We start from the raw sequence: 24,450 nt of genomic DNA, 5'->3' as shown, positions 1-24,450 counted from the left end.
CTCCCAATTTTCAGGCCGCAGGTTTAGCTGTGCCGAAAAACTGCGGCACAAAGTGTCAATCGCCCCAACAGCCCGGCAGAGATATTGCGCGACTCTTTTATATGCCGTAAAAGTAAAAAAGCGAGCCTAAGGCTCGCTTTTTATGGCGGATCGACCGTGAAGTCAGTTCAATTCTGCCAGTACGTACTCTGGATACATAACCAGCCTCGGTCTGGAGAGGCGTCGCGCATCAAAGATAAAGACGTAGCGAACCCCATCGTCTTCGGCGGGAATCGTGCGACGGAACTTCCAGGTGTTAATCCTATAAGTTTCTCGACCCGATTCAACGGTAGTTACTAGGCGGTACTGATTTTCCCCGAGGAATTCAAAGGGTATCCTCTCCCCACCGACAGGTCGCAACTCAAGGCTGCGGAAGGTCTGCCTGTCATTGCCCTCCTTGTCCGCCAGCAGCGTATCCAGGCGCTGCTTCTCCTCCCTTACATAATCCAGCAGGTCAGGATCAATCGCACGCTTGACCACAACCTCCTCTTTAACCGGTTTTTTGACCGGCTCTTTAGGCTTCGGCGGCTCTACCTGCGCCCGAACGACAGGGGGCTTAGGCTTCTCGGTCGCGGCCGCTGCGCGCGCCAGCGCCGCTCGCCGCTCAGAGGCCTCCGCTTTCGCCAGCATATCCTCTACCATTCTGCTGATTCTATCCTGCTGAACAGAGATTTTGAGCTTGGTATCGGCAACGGCCTGCTTTTCCTCAACCAGCTTTTGCTGCAACTGCTGATAGTTCTCCCGAATGAAGTCAAGGCGGCGAGAGCGGCTATCCACCCCCCTCTCCGCCATGGCAAATGCGTGCTTGGCCTTTTTCAGGCGACGCTCAGAATCGGAGTTGGAGCTTGACTCATGGGCGCGAGTCGCCTGATTGAGCTCCTGACGACTCGCCTCGTACTCCAGGCGCAACTCGTCGAGAGATTTTTGGGCCTGCTCGAGCTTATACTCATAGGAGAGCAGCTCATTCTCGACATCTTCTAAGCCAACACTCCGATTCTCAAGTGACTGCTCCAGCCGCGCAAGACGGTTCTTCTCCGCCGTGAGGGGCGTCTGCGCTTGCGCTACCGCCCCACCCATAACTACTAAGCCCGCCAAAAGAAGCGAGCAACACCGCTTTACCGCCATCGTCCAGAACCCATTTCTCGAATTGATATGTTTCGTATTTGCAAGCGCAACCGCTCTAGTACTATTTCAGCGTGAAGCGACTTCGCAATATGGTCAATTTTACGCAGGGAGCCGCCTGTCGGCAATGACCTTGCGTCCACCTGAGTCGACCCACTGATCAATAAAGCTGCAAATACACAGTTTTAAGTCACAACCGTGCTACCTCTCGTAAATTTATATGAAGTTTTTTAGTAATAGCGCTTGATTTTTTTTTTAACGAACGCATTATGGATACCAGGGAGTAGATCGCTGGATTCAGCGGAAACCCGACCCGGACGTAAAACACTCTAAGCTGCTTTGTCAGCAAGCAATCGTTGCGATTCCGGCAGTTCGGCGTTTCAACTGCAGCCTCGAACCCTCCCACTAGGGCGCCCTACCTTCTTTACAGCAAACCGCAACAGCGGCCTGCATGGTTTCTTTTAACCGGAGGTATTTGCCCATGAAATCAGCGCCTAACGATAACATTGTGTTCCGCGACATCGACAAGTCAGCCGCCCTGGCGACCACCGTATCTAAAAAGTTACATAAGCTGGAACGTTATTGTGGCGACATCATACACAGTCGCGTTGTCCTCGAAGCCCCCCACCACCACAAAAGTAAAGGCAGACATTTCAAGGCCTCCCTAGAACTTGCAATTACTGGCAACCCAGTGACCATTAGCAGTGAAAATGAATCCATACATCGAGCGGTAAACGACACATTTGCCTCCGCCGAACGCTGCCTGAAAGAGCGCAGTGAACGCAAGAAGGCTCGGCGACACCAGGTCCTGCAAGAGGTCATAGAAGAGCCCAGCTAAAACTGCTTGATGCAAAAAAGGCGGCAACGAGTGCCGCCTTTTTTTATTTCGACAACTATAGCCGACAACAGCCAGATAACAGAAAGGCCTAACCCGCAACCGGAGTCCTCATTGTCACAAACTCCTCAGCGGCCGTAGGGTGAATCCCAATCGTGGAGTCGAAGGTACTCTTGGTTGCCCCCGCCTTTAGGGCAACCGCCATTCCCTGAATAATCTCCCCCGCATCATCGCCAACCATATGTACACCTATCACCTTGTCATTGGAGGCGTCCACCACCAACTTCATCAGTGTCCGCTCTGTATTGCCGCTCACGGTGTGGCGCATCGGTCTAAATTCAGACTTGTAAATGGTGACATCGAGTCCAGAATTCCGCGCCTCTTCTTCAGACAGCCCCACAGTGCCGATATTCGGCTGGCAAAATACCGCTGTTGGTATGTTGTTATAATCGATTTCAGCCGTATCCCCTGTGCGCCAGTGCTTCACTAAGGCCATAGCCTCCGCCAGAGCAACTGGGGTCAACTGGGGCTCACCAGTCACATCCCCCAATGCATAGATTGATTGCACACTGGTCCTAAAATTATCATCGACAGAGATTGTTCCATCCTTGTGCAAGACAACCCCCTGCTCCTCCAGCCCCAAACCTTCGGTGTTGGCGACACGCCCCGTGGCGTAGAGCACCATATCCACATTAATACTGGAACCGTCGTCGGCATGGGCGAGCAAACTGCCATCCTGGAGTTTCTCAATAGACACTATCTGGTGGTTAAACTTCAGGTCGATATTTTTCTTCTGCATCTCATCGCGAACAAAAGAGCGAATATCGCGATCGAACCCGCGCAAAAATAAATCCCGCCGGTAAGACAGGTGCACGCTCGCCCCCAGACCGGCGAAGATGCCTGCAAATTCGACAGCAATATAGCCCCCACCAACAACCAAAACACGCTTGGGGAAGGTCTCCATTGAGAAGACTTCATTCGAAGTCAGGGCAAATTCCCGGCCGGGAATTTGCGGAATAAATGGCCAGCCACCCGTCGCTACCAATATACGCTCCGCAGTAATTTCTTTACCGTTGACGACAACACAGTGGGGGCTCTTAATGCTGGCTCGACCGTTCAGAGTTTCCACACCGGAATTTTCCAGCAGATTGCGATAAATTCCATTGAGCCGAGCGACTTCTTTTGCATTGTTGTCCCGCAGGGTCGGCCAATCAAATTCAACCCCCGAACTACTCCAGCCGTAGGCCTGAGCATCTGAGAAACCTGCGGAGTAACCGCTCGCATACACAAATAATTTTTTCGGCACGCAGCCTACATTGACGCAGGTCCCACCCATATAGCGATCTTCGGCAACGGCAACCTTCATACCTTGCGCAGCAGCCATCCTGCTTGCTCGCACACCACCAGAACCTGCACCAATAACAAACAAATCAAAATCGTACTCAGCCAAAATGCACTCCTATTCAGCTATGTTTCGAATAGTTTTTAAACAGCCCAATACTGCGCTTGCAATGAACAGTTATTTCAAGCTGACAATTGTTACTTAATAATCATTGACACTTGACTTCGCTTTGGATATTCATGTGACTAGTGTCACAGATATCGGCCCGTCTAAGGAAATTGCACAACAAAAAAGCCTTAGGCGGATAAAATAACAGCCACTAATAAGAGCAAAACCTATGGGCAATAATATGAAATTCCCACATGCAGTGATGCAGCGCGCCCTATTGCTTACCTGTCTACTGCTCATCAGTAATTTAAGCAGCGCAAAGTCTCACCCATCCTATCTGTCAGAAAAGTACTGCAACGATCTGGTAGAACAGTTTGTCGGCTCGGGCATGCGCAGTCTCGACAAGTATATCAATCATAACTTCAACCCCGAGTACACTGGGGGAATTCGCAATACCATACAGTTTCTGGAGCAGAGGCTCGACTGGCTGAGCGAATGCAATGACTACCTGACGGACACCACCAAAAGCTCAGTATTTCACAGTAAAGATGACACACAGAAAATCTTTACTGCCATCAAGGAATTGGCCAAGGAGCTCCAACACGTCCGCTCCGGTGTTGAATACCGGGATGAGTCGGGAAATAACAACCCCGCGCCCTTCATAAAGCGCCGCTATGAAACCCTGGCTCAACTGGTTGACCGGCATCACACTCGCATGCTGATGAAAAAACAGTTTCAGTAGGCCCCAGGCGAGGGAGAGCAGCTGCTGCCTCCCCAACACCAAACAGGTAGCGCTGATAATTCAGGCGCTACTCGGCATCTATCTTTTGAGCTTTCACCTCTTTGCGCCGCCCCAGCCCAACCATAGAGAATAGCTCCGGCATTCTCTCCTTGAGCCCGCCACCAATCCGAGCCATAACCGCTCTCAAGCGGGGACGCTGCTTTTCAGTAAAGGGGATAGGCCGGCAACTCTGCATCGTTGCCAGACCGATACGCGCAACAAATAGACTGGCCCCAACACCCTGTCCCAAGCGCACAGAAACCGTGCTGAGCATACTGTCGCCAACGAGTTCCGGCCACATTTCACTGATCGCATACTCACTGGCGCCACTGTAGGCCACCAGTGACAAAACCCTCTTGAACAAGCGCCAGCGCACTACGAATGAGGGCCGCACACCATAGATCTGCGCCACATCATCAATCATTCGCAGCGACTGCCGCAAAGCGACCAAAATATCGATACTGGCAAAAGGGCTCAGCCCCACCAGGGCACCGGTACTTGTTGAATGTCGCACCACTCTCCTCAGGGCCTCCTGGTCGAGGGCGTCTAAGAACGTCACCTCCAAGTGCTGCAACAGTTCACTGCTATCGTAATAGTCCGCCGCCTCATCCAGGACCCGATTGAGCAGTACTCCCTGGGGCTTTGCGGAAAAATGCTCCTGTAAATTGCGCTTGAATAATTGCGCCCCTTGGTGGCTGCGGCAATCCCGGGCCTCCGCAGCCATTGCCTGGGTTTTTTCCAGTTTGCTCAGGGGGCGCCCCGCACGGAAAAATTCCCACACGGAAGTGCCGATGACTCCAACAAAGCCCACCAGCAAAATACCCACAAAGGCACCCAGTCCCCAGTGCTTGTCCACCGCCCACTGATAGAGCCCGTAAAACTCCCACGCCAACACCGCTACTACAACCGCGAGCGCAGAGAGCAGGCCCGGCTTCAGCCACTTAAAGCGGAAGGCGGGCAGGCGCAACTCGGAGAACGCAGTGCGGTCTGGCAGTGACTCTCCCGTAGTAATTGATCTGGGTATCTCTGCCGACTCATCCGCCAGGGATTCCACTCGGGTAGTATCTCGGTGAAGCGCCTCCCGCTCCGGCTCCTCCAGAGACTCGATACGGGTTTCTCGTCGATAATCAGTGCTTTTCTCGCGGTTAATCAAACCTTATCTCCCAACAGAAGGTTCAAAAGAGCATCCACTCGGATATGTGGAATATGTCCGGCCTGCATGCCCATTGGCGGCCTGAGCTGCGGTGGTGCCGCACCGGCATAGTGACTCCAGCCCTGATCCTCATAGGGCGCCTGGGCAAAGATCTCCGCATTCTCAAAGCCCAAATACTGGCCCTGCAAGTCGTGCCCCATCAGCATTCTCCTTCCCCCCTTCTGCCCCTCTCTAGAGCAGCGCACCGCTGCAATCGCCTCGCTAAATACCGGCAGTCCCCGGTGGCGGGCGTCGGAAAACGTCTGCTGCAATTGCTGCCCCAGTAGTTGCCTCAACGCATCGTGATCAGCGGCGAGCACCTGATCCACTTTTGTGGCGGCAAACAGGAGTCGGTTAACCTTCGGGCGCCACAGCTTGCTGATCAGCCCCGACTCACCGTAGCGAAATGTATCGGCAATATGAGTGAATGCCAGACGCATATCTTCCAGGGACTGCTCTCCCGAAAACAGAGTGCCAATCACATCAACCAGGACCAGCTGTCGATCGATATGTCGAAAATGACTGTCGACAAAGGGCTTTACCTGCTGCTGTACGTAGTGGTCGTAACGCCCCTGTAGGACCTTAAATACACTGGTTTCCGGCAGCGCAGATAATTGCATTGGGTCTAACCCACGCAAATCCAACAGCGGTATTACGCCATAGGCCTCATCGTCCAGCAGTGCTCTACCCGGCTGCAGGTAACTGAGATTCAGCCTGGCTCGACAATTCAGGAGAAAATTTCGGTACTCCAGCCACAGGCTGTCCAAGTCCACTTCATCCGCATTCGCCTGGGGCGACAGTAGCGCCAACCGAGCGGGCAATTGCGGGGCCAGTGTTGAGCGCGCATCGGTGGAGAGCAAATGCGCTTGATGGCGACACCACTCCGCATAATCCATACGCAACAGTGGCAGATCCATTAGCCACTCTCCGGGGTAGTCACGCAGCTCTACGACCAGTGTCTTGCGACCTGCGCCCCGGAAACGGCGTCGACTGCGCAGATGGATATGCAGCTCCATTGCCGAAGCGTGCCTTGTGCTCTGAGGCCAGCTGGGTGGATCGGCCATCAGCGCCGAAAGGCAGGTGCCATAGTCAAACGGCTGCAAACCGGAATCCAGTGCAGGTTTCAGCTCAGCGCCCAATAAATCGCCATTCAGTGCCGGGGCAAAGCCCGGCAGTTGAGACTTTTCCGGGTTGCAGAGTTGGTAAATAAGACTGGTGAGAAATGTGGATTTACCGGCACCACTGAGTCCGGTAATACCGATGCAGATGCGTCGATCCAACAAGCGCTCCGCAGCCCAGTGCGATTTATCCTGAGCTTCCCGCCCCCAGCGGCGCAACTTTTCTTTTAAAGGTGGACGGGATTCGCCCTTGGCGTACGCAGAGCCTTCGTGGTCCGATGACACACACTCCGTCAATTTGGATTCCATATCAAAACGACTTCCGGAAGTGGGGATAGAGGCGATAAAGGAGGTGTAACCGCCCTCCCAAAACGCAACAGGCGCACCGCTTTATAAACGGTGCGCCATAGGTACTGGCGGTCTACAATAGCGCAACTCAGTCGATTAGCACCACATCTCCCGATCCCATTACCGAAAAGGAATCTCTGCCCGGGCGTTTCAACACGATGTCTCCAGAGCCCATAATTGAGCCCTCGGCGCGATCGGTGCGCAAGCTGCGCCCAACAAAGTCCCCGGAGCCCATCACCCGAACACTCACATCCGCTGTGCGCCCGTCAACTAATATGTCACCAGAGCCTTGGATTTCTGCCGCTAAAGTCTCGCCGGTGATACGGCCTATTTTCATATCACCAGAGCCTCTCACTGAGATATCCCCTTTCACCGTCAGCGCTCTATTGAGCAATAAATCGCCAGAACCTGTGATATAGGCCGTTAAGTTTTCCGTCGCCGCTTTATCGATATTAATCAATCCCGATCCCGTCACTCCCAGGGTGAGATTTTCACTCTCTATGCTAGAGGACCTGGCTTTACCGGACCCTGTCACCTTAAGCGCCTCAACTTTAGGCATTGTCACGGTAAAGTTAACCTTGTCTCCCTGCCCATGGGAAATGGTGACAAAGCCAAAAAGATTTCGAGTATTCTCTTCAACTGACAGCTCCAACCTCTCCCCTTTTACCTCAACTTTGACGTAAGGCATGGTGCTAGCGGGCCCATCAGCGACCACTTCAAAACTGTCGCCCTGAATCAGCTTCAAGTGAGAACTCCCCTTGAGAGACACCTGGGTGAATCCCTCCACATCAAAGTGCTTGGTCTCCATTTCATCAGCCTGGGCATTGGCGCAGTACGTAGCAACGGTGGCGAGCACAGCCAGCAGCGGGGCGAAAAGTGTCTTCTTCAAAATCATCATTAAAGGAATCTCATCGTTATTACCAGTTCATACCTACATGACGATATGAACTGGTGTTCTAGATGCAGTGCCCCACAAAAATTTTCAGGGCATTTTGTGACCTTTCAGTCTACACTCTGCGCGACCTAGGCACATCCCGCTTCATCAAAACCCATTTCCTGTAAGGATTGGCGAATTTTCTCCGCCTCTTGTGCCAACTGCTCTGCAGGGGCGGACTGCTGCTTGGAAAAGTCAAAATCTGACAATTCATTCACGGGAATCAGGTGGATATGTGTATGCGGCACTTCAATGCCTGCGATCATCACCCCCACACGCTTGGGGGAGTAGGTTGCTTTTAGCCCTTTTGCCACTTTTTGCGCAACCAACATTAAGTGAGCCGCCAGATCCTCTGGCACGTCATCCCAATGATTAATTTCCTCAACAGGAATGACCAAACAATGACCAGCTTTGATCGGGGAGATGGTCAAAATAGCTACGACTTTTTCATCCCGCCAAATAAAATTGCCGGGTAAATCGCCATTAATTATCTGAGTAAAAATACTTGCCATAAATTATCTCAAAAGGTTGAATTTTATTATTTGGTGCAAACGTGCAGTCTAACACCAACAAGAAAAATAAAGTGTAAAGGTTTAGAAAATACTTGCGCAAATGCCGATATTCCTTTTTGGCGAAATAAACCCCCAATATATGACAACCTGTCGAACAGAATGACAATTTTCTTAAACCAAGTTGGCATACCGAAAGAATATGTCTTAGGCTCCTCACCAGTTAATGTTGTACCGCCATTGAGCCATTGCACATTGTGCATCTCGTTACCAAAATACTTTTTCGGCTCTGCGGGTAAACTTTAAATCAGTGCCAACTGCGCACCGGGGGGAAAACATGGAAAGCCTGTTAGATCAGGTCGGTGGTGCTAAATTTGTCAACCGTATAGTCAGTGAATTTTACGGTGCTCTCAGCCACCACCTTTCAGCCTACGAGACTTGTGATTTTCGCAAACAGTTAAGCCGCCAAACCCAATTCCTTAGTCATGCTTTATCCTTCACGCCGGAGCCGGATCGCAGTAGTCGCGCACGCTTCCTCGCCAGGGGCTTAAACCCCGAGCTGTTCGATGCAATGCTCGAATATTTCGAGGGGCGCCTATTGGAGCTGGGCTACCACCCGGATCTCAGTACGCAACTGGTTGCGACTGTAACTAACCTCTATGGCGGTTGTGAGCAAGACCTCTCCATCGCTTGTTAATCTTTATCGACGGCGCGAACGCATAAGTTGCGGCGCGCCGGCCCTGTCAATACAATTGCACCTCACAGCCTTTACCCCCCCGTTTTATTGCGCAGCGGTAAGCGCTCATTCACAGACTCTTTTTAGATCAGAGATTATTCATGAAGATTGCCAACCACACAGTTGTGGAGATCCACTACACCCTGAAAGACGCTGACGGAACAGTCATTGACTCCTCAGCCAACGGAGAGCCGCTCAAATATCTACAGGGGGTCGGCAATATTATTCCTGGGCTTGAGCGCGAAATGCTGGAAAAGGCACCTGGTGACAAATTTACCGCAGTCATCACCCCGGAAGACGGTTATGGCGAGCAAAACCCCGAGCTGATCCAGACTATGCCCCGCAGCGCCTTTGGTGGTGTTGAGGAACTGTCTGTAGGCATGGCATTCCGTGCCGAGAGCACTGAAGGTCACCCGATTGAAGTCGAAATTATCGATATCGATGGTGATGAAGTCACAATCAACGGCAACCATCCCCTCGCCGGCGTCGAGCTACACTTCGAAGTCGAAGTAGTTTCAGTACGCGAAGCGACTGCCGAAGAGGTTGATCACGGTCACGTGCACTAACCGCTATGATATAAAACGCCGCCGCCAGCCGTGCGGCGTTTTCAGCCCCCCCTCAATGTCACTGCCAAATAACATCATCCTGTTTGACAGCATCTGCAACCTCTGCAATTGCTGGAGCCAGCTAATTCTCAGGCGCGATAGCGAGCAGTGCTTTACCCTGTGCCGAGTACAGTCCGATGCTGGCCAGTATTTCCTTAAGCAACTGAACCTGCCGCTGGACACCTACCAGAGCATGATCCTGCTGGAGCGGCACGGTGACAGCTACCACTCCTTTAGGAGAAGTGAAGCCGCACTGAGAATTATCAGCCACTTACCCCAGCCCTGGCATTCACTCACCCTTTTGCGCTACATTCCCCGCCCGGCCAGGGACTGGCTCTACGACTTGGTTGCTCGCAACCGCTACCGCTGGTTTGGTCGACAGGAAAGTTGCCTGCTGCCGAGTGGAGCTGACCAGCAGCGCTTTTTGGAAGATGTACCTGAAGAGACCCCAGATGAGCTTATCTGACCCATATTTACAGCGATTTGGTGGCATCGCTCGCCTGTATGGCGATAAAGCCCTCGAAATTTTATCCTCTGCACACATACTGGTTATCGGCATCGGTGGCGTGGGCAGTTGGACCGCAGAGGCCCTGGCGCGCAGTGGCATCGGCAAATTGACACTGATCGACTTGGACGATATCTGCATCACCAACACCAACCGCCAAAGCCATGCGCTCACCGACACCGTCGGCCGCATCAAGATTGAGGTTATGGCTGAGCGCCTCCGGCAGATTAACCCGGAGATTGAAGTTCATACTGAAGAGGATTTTATCGCTACCGACAATCTGGCTGAACTGATCAATCCCGATACCCGCCCAATCGATGTGGTCGTTGATGCCATCGATGCCGCCCGGGTAAAGGCGGCCCTGATCGCCTACTGCAAAGCGCGTAAAATACGTCTGGTAACAGTTGGATCAGCGGGGGGGAAGCGATCCCCGGAGCGCATTGAGTGCGCCGACCTCGGCCGCACTGTCAATGATCCGATGCTGGCAAAAGTCCGCCAACACCTCTACCGTTTTCACAATTTCCAAAAGAGCCGCAAGCGCCAATTTGGTATCGATGCCATCTTCTCCAGCGAAGCGATGGTATACCCGCAGCCAGATGGGCAGGTATGCCAACAGAAGAGTGCCATGCAGGATGGTGTCAAGTTGGATTGCAGCGGCGGCTTTGGCGCGGCAACCATGGTCACCGGCACCTTTGGCTTCGCTGCCGCCAACCGAGCCATTGAGCGACTACTGCAGGCAAAAAGCTAAGCCGGCATTAGTTGCGCTCGCAGCAGGTCCCGATAGCGCCTGCTGACAGGGACCTGCTGACCACAGATCAAATGAATACGTGCATCGCCGCTCTCTAGGGGCTCAATCTCCGCAATGGAGTCCAAACGAACAATATAGGAGCGGTGAGTGCGCGCGAACGATGCCGGATCTAGACGATCCAGCAGCTTGGTCATGGTTTCCCGCAGGGGGTAAATCCTATCGCCCAAATGCAGGTTTACATAATTACCGGCAGCTTCCACCCACTCGATATCCCGCACATTTACCAGAAACTCTTTCCCCAGTTTTTTCACCAGAAGTCGCTCCGGTCTATCTACAGGTTCCACTGCCTCCCCTTCATCTGGCTCGGTCAAAATACGTGCCTCTCCCTGCAAGCGTACCAATAGAAAACGGTATAAATAGACGGAAGCTAGAAGCGCGGCATAAGTTTGAAGGTCTTTGAGGTACTCGTAGAAAAGCTCCACCGGCCAGTTACCGAAGTTATAGGAAGCTCCATTCAGGTGGTAAATGGCTGCCCTCATAGCCACCATGGCAGAAACGTGGATCAGGGACCAAGGCAAAGTAAACAGCAAGTGTATAGCCAGGTTCCGTCGAACCTTCCCCCTGCGCAGGGGGAAGTAGTGCTCAAGGAGCAATATCAGCGGAAACAATATTGCAACCATCAGGATACTGGTTCCTTCCCACACCAGGAACTCCCATGGCTGAAAGGGAGAACCCCAGCGGCGGTGATCAAAGTAAGCCAAGGCGAACTGCACAGCCCACTGAGCGACAAAAAATACTCCCCAGAAGCCCACCTCAAATTGTCGCCGGCGCGCCAAATACTCCTGAACCGTCATTGATCCCGAACCAGTATAAAAATTCACCGGCAGTCTACCCGCTATTCACCCCCAAAAACCACCACTGGGCCCTAATACCGTGCAAGTCAGCACTGTGAGGTAGCCGCCAGCTATTACCAACAGGAGCATAGCGGCCATCTAAATCAACCTCGCACAATGGAATCTATACAAAATATGACACAGAGACGCCACGATATTGACGCCCTTCGCGTACTCGCCTTCGGCCTACTTATTCTCTATCACCTGGGCATGGCCTATGTCGCGGAATGGGGGTGGCATGTAAAAAGCAGCTACCGAAGCGAGCCTCTTCAGCTGGTGATGCTCGCGGTCAACCAGTGGCGAATGCCGCTGCTGTTCCTGATCTCTGGTGCAGCCAGCTACTTTCTCTTGAATAAACTGGGCACTGGGGGCTACCTGCGGAGAAGACTTCAACAATTGTTTGTTCCCCTGGCTTTTGGGATGCTGGCAGTAGTCCCACCCCAGGCTTACTATGAAGCACTCAGCAACGGTATCATTGAACCCGGCTACTTATCGTTCCTGCAACAGTACTTTTCCTTTGCCCCCTGGCCAGAGAATGCCTTTGCCGGAAGCGAATTTGGCCTAACCTGGAACCATCTCTGGTATCTGCCATATCTGGGCTGTTACGCCCTCGCCCTTATCCCTCTAGCTCTGTGCGGCAAACACCAGCGCTGGCCGGAGCGAATAATGGCGAATATCAAAGCTTGGCAGTTACTGATCCTGCCACTTGTACCGATGATGGTTTACGGCCTATACCTGTTTCCGCATTTTGGGGGAATTAACCATGCCGTTGTCGGCGACTGGTACACCCATGCCAGGTTTTTTACTTATTTTCTCTGCGGCTACTTGCTGGTCAGCAGTAGCGCCCCCTGGGAGCTACTAGCGCGATTGCGCAATCGATTGATTATTGCCGCACCGCTTACTTTTACCCTGTATTTATTCTTTGACCGGGTATTGCCCGATAGCAGTATTCCCGCTCAGGAAACGCTGCATTTAATGGTTATCTATATCAACCGGTGGATCTGGCTCCTGGCTGTTTTAGCCTGCGGCTACCGATTCTTGAACAGGCCGTTCCGCTGGCTGCCCTATGCCACAGAAGCGATCTACCCCTGGTATATCCTTCACCAAACCATTACCGTCATAGCCGTGTATCAATTCGGACAATTCGCTTTGGGGCCCATCCTTGAGCCCCTGTTAGTTCTGTCAATCACCGTCATCGGCTGCTGGGTTTTACATGAATTTATTATTCGCAGAAATCCAGTTTTGCGCGTGCTATTTGGTTTAAAACCCGCGTCCACTCCCCGGGCTCCTGCGCTAGACACCCCCATACGCAGCTGCAGCTAAGTTAGCGGGTGCTCCACCAGACTCAACGCGCGGCGCAGCAAGGCATAAAAACCATTGCTGCGCGACTCACTCAAGTGTTTGGCCAGGCCCAGTTCTGTAAATAGCTGGGACAGGTCCTGTGCTTGAATTTCAGAAGTTGTGCGGCCATCAATCTGCGAAAGCAGTAGCGCACCCAGGCCTTTAACTACCCGGCTGTCACTTTCCAAACCAAAATAGTGTCTGCCACCCTCCTGCCGATGCACCAACCAAGCTGCGGACTCACAACCGCGTACCAAATTGTCCTCGGTGCGTATCTCAGGTTTTTCGGCAATTGTTTTGCTCCACAGCAGCAGCTCCTTATAGCGCCCCTGCCAATTGCGCTGGGCAAGTAAACGCTCGATCGGCAAGCGGGAAAAGTCATCTCTAACCCACGCCTCACCAGGCGTAATATCCGCCTGCGCGATAGAGTTTTGGATATCACAATACTCCTCCAGTGCCTGTAAAAAAGCCTGGGTATCCCTATCGGTGTTATAAGCCGCAACCGATGCGCGCACCGTCACCGACTCACCGCTTGTTTTACTCAGCAATTGCGCACAGTGATGGCCAACTCTGACCGCGATATCGCGCTCATCCAACCAGTGCATTAAATCTGCTGCACTACCGTGCACCGGTACAAAAGCGACTATGCCTAAATTGTGCGAGGCCTGGCTGACAACCCGAAAGTGAGGCGAGGCCATCAACTCGCGGTGTATCCAGCACACCAGCCTCTGCTCATGTGCCGCCATTGCCGCCCTATCCTGCTGCTCGAGAAACTCCAGCGCCGCCCCAAGACCGGCTATTGCCGCCAGTGGAGAGGTGCCCGCCTCAAATTTGTGTGGCAATCCGGCATACTGACTGCTTTCCAAATCAACCTCAGAGATCATCTCTCCACCGCCGAGCCATGGGGGCATGGACTCCAGTAGCGCTTCTCGCCCGTAGAGAAAACCTATACCGGAGGGCCCATAAAATTTATGCGCGGAGGCAACAAAAAAATCACAGCCGATCTTTTGCACATCAACAGTTTCGTGAGCCGCCAGCTGGGCGCCATCGACAATCCAGATAAGATTCCGTTTTCGCAGTATTTCTCTCAGCGCAGCGAGATCTGGACGCAGTCCAAGTGCATTGGAACCACCGGTCAAGGAGACAATTTTGGTGCGCTCACTGAGCACTTCATCCAAACGATCAAATTCGGGCACGCCCGCGCTATGGGGCACATAGCGCAACTCCAGGTTGAATCGTTTGGCCGCCATCTGCCAGGGGACAATATTTGCATGGTGCTCCGCCGTTGAGATAACAATTTCATCACCAGCGTCCAAGCTAGCGCACAGGCTGTGCGCCAATAAATTCAGAGCTTCAGTGGCACCGCGACAAAATACAATTTCCCGGCTACTGGCGGCATGCACAAATTGAGCAGTTTGCCCGCGCACTCGCTCCACCATTTCGGTGGCCCTGCGCGCGAGACGGTGACTGGAGCGGTGAGTATTGGCATTGCTGTGCATATAGTAGTCGCGCACAGCATTGATCACAGACTCCGGCTTCTGTGTTGTGGCAGCATTATCCAGGTAAACCAGCCCTTTATTTTCCTCTTGATTAAAAAGAGGAAATGCCTTCCTGAACGATTCAGCGGAAAAACTCATAGGGAAAATAATTTCTCAGTATTTCGACATGTAGCATCGGCAATTTCCCGTACGGAAATTCCCCGTAGGTCGGCCAGTGCTTGTGCAATTTTAGAAAGGTTTTCAGGGCTGTTGCGCATACCCTGCTGCCCTGAAAGGGGCATATCCGGGGCATCCGACTCAAGTAACAAACTCTCCAGTGGCATATTTGCTACCGCCCGCCGGGTTTTCGCCGCGCGAGGATAAGTAATGGTACCGCCAATGCCAAGATAAAAGCCGCGCTTCCAATACGCTTGTGCCATCTGCTCACTGCCACTAAAAGCGTGGATAACGCCTCCGCGCGGAAGCCGGAATTGTTTTAACAGCCGCAGGAGCTCATTGTGGGCCCGGTGTACATGCAGGATTACCGGAAGATCCTGGTTACAAGCAATCTCCAACTGAATTTTGAGAATTTCTTCCTGCTTATCCAAAGGGGTCTCGATCGAAGCGTCCAAGCCGCACTCACCGACAGCGACACAAGCGTATTTCTCAAGACTTTCACCAAGCCGCGCCCCCAGCTCAGCCAGATTTTCCCGCCAGTGAACATCCGGTGAGATTTTTTCCACCCACCAGGGGTGGATACCGGCGGCCATTCTCCAGGCGGGCTGCCCCGCTACCAGAGCCCCCAGTGTCTGCCACTGCGCTTCGCACACACCGGGGATAATGATCCGATCTATTCCAGCACTGATACATCTTTGCCACACCCGGTTGCGGTCCGGCGAAAAAGCCTCAAAATCAAAGTGGCAATGGCTGTCTATAAATTTCACTTGTGATACTCATTAATCGCGCGCATATTAGCATGAAGTCGCCCTTTCCCTCCGGTACAGCTGTGCTTGAATCTCTTTTGCCCATCGCTCTTTTCGCTTTTTCAGCCAGTATTACCCCGGGCCCTAATAACCTCATGATTATGTCCTCGGGCCTCAATCACGGCATCAACCACTCAACACCTCACCTGCTGGGGATTTGGCTGGGGTTTCCCGCCATGGTAGTTGCTATTGGCTTAGGCTTGGGCACCGCCTTCAATCACTTCCCGTTATTGCACGAAGTGATTCGTTGGGCAGGCATTATCTATTTGCTGTACCTGGCCTGGGTCATTGGATCGACCCGGGAAATGAGTTCTGGCCACTCTAGCCAGCCCCTGAGCTTTACCCAGGCTGTGGCTTTTCAATGGGTCAATCCCAAGGGCTGGATTATGGCCACCGGAGCACTGGCTGCGTTCACCAGTCCCGGGACAGAAATATGGTTGGGTGTCGCCAAGGTTGCACTGGCATTTATCGCGATTGGCGGGCCCTGCGTTGCCATTTGGCTATTTTTTGGCGTTGGGCTCAAACAGTTTCTCACTGAGCCCCGCTACCTGCAGGGTTTCAATATTGCTATGGGGCTGTTGCTTGCGGCAAGCGTCATCCCCCTGGCACTGGAGGGCCTTACCCAGCTTGGTGCGGCCACCTGAGAGGCCGCTTTTGCACCTAAAGCTAGGACACCCTCCAGCCCGCAGAGCTAAGGAGAAGCTAGCGAAGCGCAGCCTGGAAGCGGCTTACCGCGCGAAGCTCGACGGAGTCCTGCAACCAAACGATATCTTCCGCGTCTACCTGCTGTCCCGTGATCTCCGATAGCTGATCACCGAGGACTTCGAGTCGGGTATTCTTATCGACACCGTCCACCGGCAATCGAAGCCAGACCTGCCCCTCTTCATCAGTAACCTCCTCTGGCGCCCCCTGCCCAGTAGCGGTTAAATGGCGATCAAACACGGAGCCATGCCCCGGCGGCAGGTAAATGGTGCCATTGGTGATATCGACAGCGAAGGCCACTATTCCCGGCAGCAGGCCAAATAGCAGGCCCGCGCCATCCAGGATTACTACCGCAGGATCGACTCGGCCACCCCCCTGCCCTTTGCGCTCCGGGTACAGGAAGTAGCCACAAGCACTCAAATTCATCACCGTCACCAGTACTGCGGATATCGCAATACTCCGTTTAACCACTCTAGTCATACTGTCACCTCTTACAACAGCTCCCCCAGTCGGGGCTATTACCTGTTTTCTCCGTCCACAAAGACGATGGGATCTATTCGTTATCTGTGCAATTTCACGCCAGATAGTCTTCAGACCAAAAGATCGGCAAATTTACGCCGATTAAAACCTTCGTACAACATCGAATAGACCTTATTGGCTAAACTTTAACCAGCACCTGCTGTGGAATGTGATGGAGATTAAGTAATTTCTGACAGTGTGGAGTGACGCACTTGTGATCTGACCGGGTAGTAAGCAGTCGCCTGGGGTCCGACACCGGAAATCTCAGGGAGCAGTAGTCGCAGCAGGTGCCGCCAGGGATTGGCTAAAGCGCGGTATCTTTATCGATACCGCGCTTTTCTCTTCCTCCGAATAGAGGGCGCGCGCTTCAATCCCACCTAAAAGTGGCGAGATTCCCTCGCTGCCCCCCTGAAAAATTCCCGCTTCCGCTGTATCCTGCGCGCGAAAACAAGAGTGGAGCTCTCTACATGTATATCAGCAGCGCGTTTGACAGCGGCAATATCGAAGTTATCAATACCGACAGCAACCCTATTGAGCTGGCCATCCGCCAGGACAACCAATCTGACTTCTATCAGTGGTTTCACTTTCGCCTGGAAGGTGATATTGGCACCAGCTACCCTTTGCGTATCGTCAACGCCGGCAAATCAGCCTATCCGGAAGGCTGGGAAAACTACCGGGTTTGCGCCTCTTATGACCGCCAAAACTGGTTCAGAATCGGTGCCAACTACGACGGCAACACCCTCGACTTCACCGTAACCCTGGATGAGCCCAGCATTTACCTGGCTTATTTCGCCCCCTATTCCTGGGAGCGCCATCTGGACCTACTCGCCTGGGCACAGAGCCACGACCTGGTCAAACTGCAAACCCTCGGTAAAACCCTCGATGAGCGCGATATGACCCTGCTCACCATCGGCAATGCCGATACTGCCAAGCACCGGGTTTGGATGATTGCCCGTCAGCACCCCGGAGAAACCATGGCGGAGTGGTTTGTAGAAGGCTTCCTTGATGCCCTTCTCGACGATGCCAATCCAGCCGCACAAAGTTTGCTGGCAGATACTGTATTTTATGTCGTACCCAATATGAATCCCGACGGCAGTGTTCGCGGACACCTGCGCACCAATGCAGCCGGCGCCAACCTGAACCGCGAATGGCTCAACCCCACCATGGAGCGCAGCCCGGAAGTCTTCCTGGTAAGAGAGAAAATGCTGGAACTGGGCGGGGATATTTTCCTGGATATTCACGGCGATGAAGCCCTGCCCTACAACTTTGTCGCCGCTTGTGAAGGCATTCCCGGCTATGACGAGCGCCACGCCAAGCTGGAAGAGACCTTTAAACAAGCTTATACCGCCATCAGCCCTGACTTCCAAACAGAGCACGGTTATGAGTTGGATAAGCCCGGTGAAGCAAACCTCACTATCGGCACTGCCTGGGCCGGGCACCAGTTCCGCACCCTGGCCCTGACCCTGGAAATGCCGTTTAAAGATAATGACGACCTACCCGACCTGATCGAAGGTTGGTCACCGGCACGCAGTCAGCAGCTCGCTCGCGATATTCTTTTCCCGATTCGCGAAACATTAAAAACGATGGCGTAACCGCCTGACCCCACTTCCCCTAGCCAGCCCGGCCAGGGGAAGTTCCGCCTATTAAAATTCAGCCAATATTCAGCGACTGAACGGCTAGCGCTGCACCGCCCTACTCCCTGTATCCAAGCAAGTCACCTACAACGCTTCAGAAGTACTCAATATCATTTTCCATATCACACGGTTATTGATTAGCCGGGTAATCGCGCGATCACTTCCCTCTATTCTGGAATAGAAAAAAACAACCGAGCCATTTTGTGCAATACAACCTTGCATACAAATCATCTTTTAATCGGTTCAACTGTTAATTTATCAACAACTCAGGACTCCCGCCGAGCTTAAAAGCGGAAAAAACCACACTTTGCCACACCGAGCCACCTAAACTTCAACACCACAAAAACAATAAGCCGAAAAATTCTAAAAATAAAATGCACACCACGCCACACCCCCAGAAAAATTAAAACGCCTCACCGGCAAGCGCCACTACTCACCCCGGAGAAAAATAATGAAACACACCGCCAAACTATTCATACAATCGATCACTATCGCGCTACTTCTTACACCCTTCCCCCTCTGGGCCGACAATATCTCAGACTTCCAAAATAGCTGGAGCGGTGTTGCCCTAGACCTACAGCGCCAAATAGATAACCACACACCCATGAGTGAAAACAATATTCTCGGCACCCACAATTCTTACAATTCAGAGGTGTATCGCGCCTGCAATTTTTCAGTGGGATGCCGCTACCTGGACCCTCAGCAGGAGTACTCGATAAAAGATCAACTGCGCATGGGCGCGCGATTTATAGAGTTAGACATACACTGGACAACCAAAATGGAGAGCCTGTTCTCCTATCCGAAAAGACTGCTTCTGTGCCATGGGCTTTGCAGTATCAACGATAAATATGCAACAGAAGGATTTAATGAAATCAAGGATTGGCTAAATGACAGCTCCAATCGGGACGAGGTGATTATTTTATATATCGAGGACCATTCCGATGAACACCATCAAGATCTGTACGACCAGATAACCGATAGATTCGGCGAGAAAATTTTCTACAGCGGCGGCTGTCAGAGCATCCCCAGCGCCCTGACAAAAAATGATGTGCTCGCTGCAGGCAAGCAGGTTGTCCTGTGGAAGGACAATGGCTGCTCCGCAAACGGCGATATGAAAAATATGGCATTCACCGGTTTAGGGGACATAGGCCGCGTTTGGGAGGACAGGACCGCAACGGGCACCATCGGAGAAATTTTTAATGGTGGAATTGAGCGAATCACTACCGATGATGTACGCGATGGCTTTGCTATAGGGCACAATATTATCAATCTCGATGATATGAATATCAGCGATGGGCGGATTGCCGCAGCCATTTGGTCCTGGGACCAGGGTGAACCCAACAACCTGAACAACGAAGACTGTGCCATGCAATGGAGCAACGGACGCTGGAATGATGCCAACTGTAGCAACCAGTACAGCTTCGCCTGTAAAAATACCGCAGATGGCAGCTGGCTGGTCAGCGCCTCCACAGGTCCATTCTCTTATGGGCCGGGGGTATGCCAAGCGTTTGGCAGCGACTACCTGTTTGCCACCCCCACCAACAGTCAAGACAACCAGGCCCTTAAAGCGGCAAAGGAAGCTACCGGCTACGACAATGTATGGATAAATTACCAAGACCAAATTAACGAGGGGCAGTGGCAACACCATTAAACATCCAGATCAGCAGATAGAGAGTCTCTGAAGCAGCAGATTAAGCAGGGGGATTTGCCCCCTGCCCACAGACAAACCCGTAGATTCCGTCAAAGAAAAACCCACACCTCAAGTAAACCCAGGCAGCAGAGAGGGGATGTTATTTAGCGTCTGGTCACACTCTCCCCTCTGCTAATCGCTGGCATATCGTTAGTTAAGATAAGATCAGGCATAATCAGCCCCCTAACAAGACTGTCAGGATAAAATTATGCGAATTCCTACCACCTGGCGCCGCCTTGGCTTAGCTATAGCCATCGGCAGTGTTATCAGCGGTTGTAGCAAGGGCAACGAAGAAGTCAGCTCACAAGCCCACAGCCATAAAGAGCACCTCGAACACGGCACTGAAAAACTCAGCCTAAACGCGGCGGAAAAAGCGCAGATCGATCTTGTCGCCGCCGACCTGCACAAGCATATCGCCGTACTGGCCTCCGATGAATTTGAAGGCCGCGCCCCCGCCAGCAAGGGCGAGGAGCTCACCGTCAACTATTTGGCGGAGCAATTTAAAGCGCTCGGACTGACCCCGGGTGCAGTGGACTCCGAGGGCAACCCCAGCTGGTTCCAGGAAGTCCCCATCGTAGAGATGGATATTCAATCCACCGCGCTGACCATCCGCGGAGAGGGAGTGGGCCAGGAGCTGCAACCAATTGACGATATGGTGGCGTTTACCCAGCGCCAAACCCGTGCCTCCAGCCTCAAAGACAGCGAGTTGGTTTTTGTTGGCTACGGTATCGTCGCCCCGGAAAATAACTGGAACGATTACGCAGGCCTGGATATGGCAGGCAAAACTGCGGTCATTTTGGTAAATGACCCCGGTTATGCCACCCAGGACAAGGCGCTATTTAACGGCAATGCCATGACCTACTACGGTCGCTGGAGCTACAAGTTTGAAGAAGCTGCCCGCCAGGGCGCCGCAGGGGCCATTGTCATCCATGAAACTGGCGCAGCCGGTTATCCCTGGGAAGTCGTAAGCGGCTCCTGGTCCGGAGCCCAGGTCAGCCTCGAAGCGGAAAACCAGAATGTTGACCGCGTGGCAATTGAAGCCTGGATCACCAACCAAGCCGCCAAAGACCTGTTCCAGGCCGCCGGCCTCGATCTGGGTGAAGAGATGGCAGCGGCGAAAACTCCCGGTTTCACCCCCAAACCCCTGGAGTTAAACGCCAGCATCGAACTCAGCAACCACCTTGAGAAATCCAACTCCCGCAATGTGGTTGCCAAGTTACCCGGCAAAAAATATGCAGATGAAACGATTGTTTACACTGCCCACTGGGATCACTTGGGGGTTAATAGAAACGCTTCCGGTGAAGACCATATCTTTAATGGCGCCGTAGACAACGCTACCGGCACCGCCGGACTGCTGGCCCTGGCCGCCCAGGCCGTTAAAGAAGAGCAAGCCGATCGCTCCCTGGTATTTGTTGCCGTCACCGCCGAGGAATCCGGACTACTCGGTTCCAAATACTATGCCGCCAACCCCGTTGCACCACTGGAAAAGACGGTAGCCGGCTTTAACTTCGACGCGATGAATGTCCTTGGCCCAACCAAAGATATCACCGTGATAGGTTACGGTAGCAGCGAACTGGAGCAGCTCTTGGAGAGTGCGGCAAAAGGGCAGGATCGCTACCTGGCCGCTGAAGAGCACCCTGAGCGCGGCTACTTCTACCGCTCAGATCACTTCAGCCTGGCAAAAGAAGGCGTGCCAATGCTGTATTTTGATTCCGGCAGCGAAAACCATGAGCACGGCCGCGAGTGGGCCCAATCCAAAGACAAGGAGTACCTCAGCCAGCACTACCACAAGCCCGGCGATGAGTACGACCCCAACTGGAACCTGAAAGGCGCCGCAATGAATCTGCAACTGGGCCTGCAATTGGGGCTGAAGCTGGCAAATAGCCGCGACTGGCCCAACTGGTACCAAGGCAACGAGTTCCGCGCTATTCGCGATGCCAGTGCCGATAGCCGCAAATAAATAGGCAACGCTTCCCCGTGGTGACACCTCCCCGGTGTCACCACCTCTTTCCCTCCGTCAGACGACGCCTTTCCTACAGCGTTTTTTAAGCCAATAAAAAAGCCCCGCTGTCTCCAACGGGGCTCTTATGCGATTTAACGCTTCAGCTAAATATCGGCTTAAGCGGCGCTCGCAGCCTCAAGCTTTTTCAGCTCCTCATCGCGAAGCTCACGGCGCAAGATTTTGCCAACATTGGTTTTCGGCAAGTCCTCGCGGAACTCCACTTGCTTTGGCACTTTATAAGCGGTCAGATGCTCACGACAGTAAGCCACCACCTCATCTTCAGTTAAAGATGGGTCAGCCTTCACCAGGAACAGCTTAACCTGTTCACCGCTCTTCTCATCCGGAATACCGATCGCCGCCGCTTCAGTCACCTTCGGGTGTGCGCTGATCACGTCTTCAATCTCATTGGGGTACACGTTGAAGCCGGACACAATAATCATGTCCTTCTTGCGGTCCACGATCTTGATGTAACCATCATCCTGGACAACCGCCATATCACCGGTGTTCAGCCAACCTTCGCTATCGATGGTGTCCGCAGTGGCTTCCGGACGCTGCCAGTACCCTTTCATCACCTGGGGGCCGCGTACACACAGCTCACCGGGAGAGTTGTTCGGCAGGTCATTGCCGTTTTCATCGACAATCTTAATCTCGGTACCGGGAACCGGCACACCCACAGTACCCAACTGCACACCGTCTGTGGGGTTAAATGAAACAACCGGCGAGGTTTCGGTCATGCCGTAACCTTCCATAATCATACAGCCGGTCATCTCTTCCCAGCGCTTGGCGGTATCGCGGGTTAACGCCATGCCACCGGAGGCCGTGGAGTGGAGTTTGCTGAAATCCAGTTCGGCAAAATCCTTGTTGCGCATCAGGCCATTAAACAGGGTGTTAAGACCAACAAACCCAGTGAAGCGCAGGCCCTTCAACATTTTCACAAAACCTGGGATATCGCGCGGGTTCGGCACCAACAGCGAGTGGTTACCCGTGGAGAAAAGGCACATGCAATGGATGGTAAATGCGTAGATATGGTAGAGCGGCAAAGGCGCTACGTAGAACTCCTCGCCCTCCTTCATGCCAGAGGCAAATGCAATGCGTACCTGCTCCATATTGGCAACCAGGTTGCCATTAGTCAGCATTGCCCCTTTGGCAACGCCAGTAGTACCGCCGGTATACTGTAAGACCGCGATATCTTCTTTAGTGCGCTGAACATCCTCATGGGGGCGTTCAGCGCCTTTTACCATGGCATCGCGGAAGCGAACTTCATTGGCAAAAGAAAATTCAGGCACCATTTTCTTAACGTACTTCGCCACACTATTGATCAAGGTACGTTTCAGCGGGCTGTGCAGATCCGCAATTTCGGTAACAATAACTTGTTTTACATCGGTTTCAGCAACCACGGCAGCAGCGGTATCGGCAATATTCGCCAGTACAACCAGCGCTTTGGCTCCCGAGTCATTCAACTGGTGTTTAAGCTCGCGCTGTGTGTACAGCGGATTGGTATTTACGACAACCAGACCTGCGCGCAGTGCACCAAAAACAACGACCGGGTACTGCAACACGTTGGGCAGCTGGACAGCGATGCGATCACCGGGCTTCAAGTCGGTATGATTTTGTAAATAGGAGGCGAATTTTCCACTCAGTGCGTCGATATCACTGATTGAAAGTGTGCGCCCCAGGCATGTGAAAGCCGGCCGGTCACCGAATTTGGCGCAAGCGCCTTTAAAGACATCAAGTATGCTGCGATCAATGTCCAACTCTCTTCTCCCATTCCTGATTGTTGTTGTCGTCGCTTGCCCACATCTTCCGTCTCCATAGACGAAAGTTGCCATATCTCTGAGCGAGCGAGAATTTATTTATTGTTTGTAGTATCTTTGAGACAGTGAAAAAGAAGGCTTGAAAACCTCTCTTTACCGATCTCCCTCTTCAGTATTCGCAGGAAACAAACCTGCCAATGCTGCGGCCATTTCGCGATTTCCAGAGTATTGAACATCCCCCAAAAGAAAGGCGTGACGTCCACTTAATTGACCGCCCAATATAGCACTGAGGGTACTATTTTCCATTTCCAATGTTAGTTCTGGATTGTCCGCCTGACCAAATTCGGAAATCACTTCGTTGTCTTTAGATGCCCCGGTGACATAAACATAGAAATCACAGGCATCCGGCAGCCGGAACTGTACCCGAGCCTGCGGGTAGGAACAAGCCAAGCGACACAGGCGCTCCTGAACTGAATCCGGCAATTGCATCGGAAATTCTCCGTTTTTAGCCGCCTAAATACTCACAAAAAAA

Annotated in this window: 23 protein-coding genes; 11 read left to right on the top strand and 12 right to left on the bottom strand. The window is 52.7% G+C overall.

Annotated elements, in window-relative coordinates; translation table 11 throughout:
* Nucleotides 1–162: 162 nt before the first annotated feature.
* Nucleotides 163–1,116 (bottom strand): hypothetical protein, encoded by a 954-nt coding sequence (locus ACJJIF_RS01875; RefSeq protein WP_444930552.1) that lies wholly within the window; start codon nt 1,114–1,116, stop codon nt 163–165.
* A 526-nt stretch (nt 1,117–1,642) separates the two neighbouring features.
* On the opposite strand from ACJJIF_RS01875, the gene ACJJIF_RS01870 reads away from it, so the two are divergent.
* On the top strand, nt 1,643–1,999 hold the full coding sequence (locus tag ACJJIF_RS01870; protein ID WP_444930551.1) for an HPF/RaiA family ribosome-associated protein: 357 nt from the start codon (nt 1,643–1,645) through the stop codon (nt 1,997–1,999).
* Between the two features lie 88 nt (nt 2,000–2,087).
* Here the strand turns inward: ACJJIF_RS01870 and gorA are convergent, their stop codons facing one another.
* Nucleotides 2,088–3,446 (bottom strand): glutathione-disulfide reductase, encoded by a 1,359-nt coding sequence (gene gorA, locus ACJJIF_RS01865; RefSeq protein ID WP_444930550.1) that lies wholly within the window; start codon nt 3,444–3,446, stop codon nt 2,088–2,090.
* Nucleotides 3,447–3,687: 241 nt separating this feature from the next.
* Between gorA and ACJJIF_RS01860 the strand changes: the two genes are divergently transcribed.
* Nucleotides 3,688–4,188, top strand: a complete 501-nt coding sequence (locus ACJJIF_RS01860) for a hypothetical protein (RefSeq protein ID WP_444930549.1) — start codon at nt 3,688–3,690, stop codon at nt 4,186–4,188.
* Nucleotides 4,189–4,255: 67 nt separating this feature from the next.
* Here the strand turns inward: ACJJIF_RS01860 and ACJJIF_RS01855 are convergent, their stop codons facing one another.
* The 4 genes from ACJJIF_RS01855 to ACJJIF_RS01840 all read right to left on the bottom strand — a co-directional run bounded on the left by ACJJIF_RS01855 (nt 4,256) and on the right by ACJJIF_RS01840 (nt 8,331).
* Complete coding sequence (locus ACJJIF_RS01855; protein WP_444930548.1) at nt 4,256–5,380, bottom strand: TIGR01620 family protein; 1,125 nt, start codon at nt 5,378–5,380, stop codon at nt 4,256–4,258.
* A complete protein-coding gene (locus ACJJIF_RS01850) occupies nt 5,377–6,846 on the bottom strand; it encodes a YcjX family protein (protein WP_444930547.1) in 1,470 nt (489 codons plus the stop codon). The genes ACJJIF_RS01855 and ACJJIF_RS01850 overlap by 4 nt, the downstream gene beginning before the upstream one ends.
* A gap of 127 nt (nt 6,847–6,973) precedes the next feature.
* Nucleotides 6,974–7,783, bottom strand: coding sequence for a GIN domain-containing protein (locus ACJJIF_RS01845; RefSeq protein WP_444930546.1), 810 nt, complete (start codon nt 7,781–7,783; stop codon nt 6,974–6,976).
* Nucleotides 7,784–7,908: 125 nt separating this feature from the next.
* Nucleotides 7,909–8,331: an HIT family protein gene (locus tag ACJJIF_RS01840; RefSeq protein WP_444930545.1), complete on the bottom strand. Its 423-nt coding sequence runs from the start codon at nt 8,329–8,331 to the stop codon at nt 7,909–7,911.
* 334 nt (nt 8,332–8,665) lie between these two features.
* On the opposite strand from ACJJIF_RS01840, the gene ACJJIF_RS01835 reads away from it, so the two are divergent.
* The 4 genes from ACJJIF_RS01835 to tcdA all read left to right on the top strand — a co-directional run bounded on the left by ACJJIF_RS01835 (nt 8,666) and on the right by tcdA (nt 10,922).
* Nucleotides 8,666–9,025: a hypothetical protein gene (locus ACJJIF_RS01835; protein ID WP_444930544.1), complete on the top strand. Its 360-nt coding sequence runs from the start codon at nt 8,666–8,668 to the stop codon at nt 9,023–9,025.
* Nucleotides 9,026–9,165: 140 nt separating this feature from the next.
* Entirely contained in the window at nt 9,166–9,630 is a 465-nt protein-coding gene (locus ACJJIF_RS01830; protein ID WP_444930543.1) for an FKBP-type peptidyl-prolyl cis-trans isomerase, read from the top strand.
* A 55-nt stretch (nt 9,631–9,685) separates the two neighbouring features.
* Nucleotides 9,686–10,135 carry a thiol-disulfide oxidoreductase DCC family protein gene (locus ACJJIF_RS01825; protein WP_444930542.1) on the top strand — a complete coding sequence of 150 codons (450 nt, stop codon included), beginning with the start codon at nt 9,686–9,688 and terminating at the stop codon, nt 10,133–10,135.
* Nucleotides 10,122–10,922 (top strand): tRNA cyclic N6-threonylcarbamoyladenosine(37) synthase TcdA, encoded by an 801-nt coding sequence (gene tcdA / locus ACJJIF_RS01820; RefSeq protein ID WP_444930541.1) that lies wholly within the window; start codon nt 10,122–10,124, stop codon nt 10,920–10,922. The genes ACJJIF_RS01825 and tcdA overlap by 14 nt, the downstream gene beginning before the upstream one ends.
* Here tcdA and ACJJIF_RS01815 read toward each other — a convergent pair.
* A complete protein-coding gene (locus tag ACJJIF_RS01815) occupies nt 10,919–11,803 on the bottom strand; it encodes a LytTR family DNA-binding domain-containing protein (RefSeq protein ID WP_444930540.1) in 885 nt (294 codons plus the stop codon). The two genes, tcdA and ACJJIF_RS01815, sit on opposite strands and share 4 nt — an antisense overlap.
* Nucleotides 11,804–11,950: 147 nt before the next feature.
* On the opposite strand from ACJJIF_RS01815, the gene ACJJIF_RS01810 reads away from it, so the two are divergent.
* Nucleotides 11,951–13,138 carry an acyltransferase family protein gene (locus ACJJIF_RS01810; protein WP_444930539.1) on the top strand — a complete coding sequence of 396 codons (1,188 nt, stop codon included), beginning with the start codon at nt 11,951–11,953 and terminating at the stop codon, nt 13,136–13,138.
* Here ACJJIF_RS01810 and ACJJIF_RS01805 read toward each other — a convergent pair.
* A complete protein-coding gene (locus ACJJIF_RS01805; RefSeq protein ID WP_444930538.1) occupies nt 13,135–14,793 on the bottom strand; it encodes an aminotransferase class V-fold PLP-dependent enzyme in 1,659 nt (552 codons plus the stop codon). The two genes, ACJJIF_RS01810 and ACJJIF_RS01805, sit on opposite strands and share 4 nt — an antisense overlap.
* Nucleotides 14,790–15,578 carry a TatD family hydrolase gene (locus ACJJIF_RS01800; RefSeq protein WP_444930537.1) on the bottom strand — a complete coding sequence of 263 codons (789 nt, stop codon included), beginning with the start codon at nt 15,576–15,578 and terminating at the stop codon, nt 14,790–14,792. The genes ACJJIF_RS01805 and ACJJIF_RS01800 overlap by 4 nt, the downstream gene beginning before the upstream one ends.
* Before the next feature lie 32 nt (nt 15,579–15,610).
* Here ACJJIF_RS01800 and ACJJIF_RS01795 point away from each other — a divergent pair, with 32 nt between their 5' ends.
* Nucleotides 15,611–16,261: a LysE family translocator gene (locus ACJJIF_RS01795; protein WP_444930536.1), complete on the top strand. Its 651-nt coding sequence runs from the start codon at nt 15,611–15,613 to the stop codon at nt 16,259–16,261.
* Between the two features lie 58 nt (nt 16,262–16,319).
* On the opposite strand, the gene ACJJIF_RS01790 is transcribed toward ACJJIF_RS01795, so the two are convergent.
* Nucleotides 16,320–16,799 carry a hypothetical protein gene (locus tag ACJJIF_RS01790; RefSeq protein ID WP_444930535.1) on the bottom strand — a complete coding sequence of 160 codons (480 nt, stop codon included), beginning with the start codon at nt 16,797–16,799 and terminating at the stop codon, nt 16,320–16,322.
* 506 nt (nt 16,800–17,305) lie between these two features.
* Here ACJJIF_RS01790 and ACJJIF_RS01785 point away from each other — a divergent pair.
* The 3 genes from ACJJIF_RS01785 to ACJJIF_RS01775 all read left to right on the top strand — a co-directional run bounded on the left by ACJJIF_RS01785 (nt 17,306) and on the right by ACJJIF_RS01775 (nt 22,122).
* A complete protein-coding gene (locus tag ACJJIF_RS01785; RefSeq protein ID WP_444930534.1) occupies nt 17,306–18,430 on the top strand; it encodes a M14 family metallopeptidase in 1,125 nt (374 codons plus the stop codon).
* A 493-nt stretch (nt 18,431–18,923) separates the two neighbouring features.
* Nucleotides 18,924–20,123: a phosphatidylinositol-specific phospholipase C domain-containing protein gene (locus ACJJIF_RS01780; RefSeq protein ID WP_444930533.1), complete on the top strand. Its 1,200-nt coding sequence runs from the start codon at nt 18,924–18,926 to the stop codon at nt 20,121–20,123.
* A 247-nt stretch (nt 20,124–20,370) separates the two neighbouring features.
* On the top strand, nt 20,371–22,122 hold the full coding sequence (locus ACJJIF_RS01775; protein WP_444930532.1) for a M28 family metallopeptidase: 1,752 nt from the start codon (nt 20,371–20,373) through the stop codon (nt 22,120–22,122).
* Between the two features lie 158 nt (nt 22,123–22,280).
* Here ACJJIF_RS01775 and ACJJIF_RS01770 read toward each other — a convergent pair whose 3' ends face one another.
* Entirely contained in the window at nt 22,281–23,918 is a 1,638-nt protein-coding gene (locus ACJJIF_RS01770; protein ID WP_444930531.1) for an AMP-binding protein, read from the bottom strand.
* Nucleotides 23,919–24,071: 153 nt separating this feature from the next.
* The gene (locus ACJJIF_RS01765) at nt 24,072–24,407 is read right to left on the bottom strand and encodes an SCP2 sterol-binding domain-containing protein (protein ID WP_444930530.1); all 336 of its coding nucleotides are present in this window, start codon (nt 24,405–24,407) and stop codon (nt 24,072–24,074) included.
* Nucleotides 24,408–24,450 lie beyond the last annotated feature (43 nt).

The sequence above is a fragment of the Microbulbifer regidiadema (SeqCode) genome (assembly GCF_052467605.1).
The sequence above is the reverse complement of the archived record's forward strand: the minus strand, read 5'-3'. Positions and strand labels throughout refer to the sequence as shown.

Coding starts and splice junctions, on each gene's coding strand:
- ACJJIF_RS01875 (WP_444930552.1), bottom strand. CDS start 1,116: ATGGGTGGGGCGGTAGCGCAAGCGCAGACGCCCCTCACGGCGGAGAAG.
- ACJJIF_RS01870 (WP_444930551.1), top strand. CDS start 1,643: ATGAAATCAGCGCCTAACGATAACATTGTGTTCCGCGACATCGACAAG.
- ACJJIF_RS01860 (WP_444930549.1), top strand. CDS start 3,688: ATGAAATTCCCACATGCAGTGATGCAGCGCGCCCTATTGCTTACCTGT.
- ACJJIF_RS01850 (WP_444930547.1), bottom strand. CDS start 6,846: ATGGAATCCAAATTGACGGAGTGTGTGTCATCGGACCACGAAGGCTCT.
- ACJJIF_RS01845 (WP_444930546.1), bottom strand. CDS start 7,783: ATGATGATTTTGAAGAAGACACTTTTCGCCCCGCTGCTGGCTGTGCTC.
- ACJJIF_RS01840 (WP_444930545.1), bottom strand. CDS start 8,331: ATGGCAAGTATTTTTACTCAGATAATTAATGGCGATTTACCCGGCAAT.
- ACJJIF_RS01835 (WP_444930544.1), top strand. CDS start 8,666: ATGGAAAGCCTGTTAGATCAGGTCGGTGGTGCTAAATTTGTCAACCGT.
- ACJJIF_RS01830 (WP_444930543.1), top strand. CDS start 9,166: ATGAAGATTGCCAACCACACAGTTGTGGAGATCCACTACACCCTGAAA.
- ACJJIF_RS01825 (WP_444930542.1), top strand. CDS start 9,686: ATGTCACTGCCAAATAACATCATCCTGTTTGACAGCATCTGCAACCTC.
- tcdA (WP_444930541.1), top strand. CDS start 10,122: ATGAGCTTATCTGACCCATATTTACAGCGATTTGGTGGCATCGCTCGC.
- ACJJIF_RS01810 (WP_444930539.1), top strand. CDS start 11,951: ATGACACAGAGACGCCACGATATTGACGCCCTTCGCGTACTCGCCTTC.
- ACJJIF_RS01805 (WP_444930538.1), bottom strand. CDS start 14,793: ATGAGTTTTTCCGCTGAATCGTTCAGGAAGGCATTTCCTCTTTTTAAT.
- ACJJIF_RS01795 (WP_444930536.1), top strand. CDS start 15,611: ATGAAGTCGCCCTTTCCCTCCGGTACAGCTGTGCTTGAATCTCTTTTG.
- ACJJIF_RS01790 (WP_444930535.1), bottom strand. CDS start 16,799: ATGACTAGAGTGGTTAAACGGAGTATTGCGATATCCGCAGTACTGGTG.
- ACJJIF_RS01785 (WP_444930534.1), top strand. CDS start 17,306: ATGTATATCAGCAGCGCGTTTGACAGCGGCAATATCGAAGTTATCAAT.
- ACJJIF_RS01780 (WP_444930533.1), top strand. CDS start 18,924: ATGAAACACACCGCCAAACTATTCATACAATCGATCACTATCGCGCTA.
- ACJJIF_RS01775 (WP_444930532.1), top strand. CDS start 20,371: ATGCGAATTCCTACCACCTGGCGCCGCCTTGGCTTAGCTATAGCCATC.
- ACJJIF_RS01765 (WP_444930530.1), bottom strand. CDS start 24,407: ATGCAATTGCCGGATTCAGTTCAGGAGCGCCTGTGTCGCTTGGCTTGT.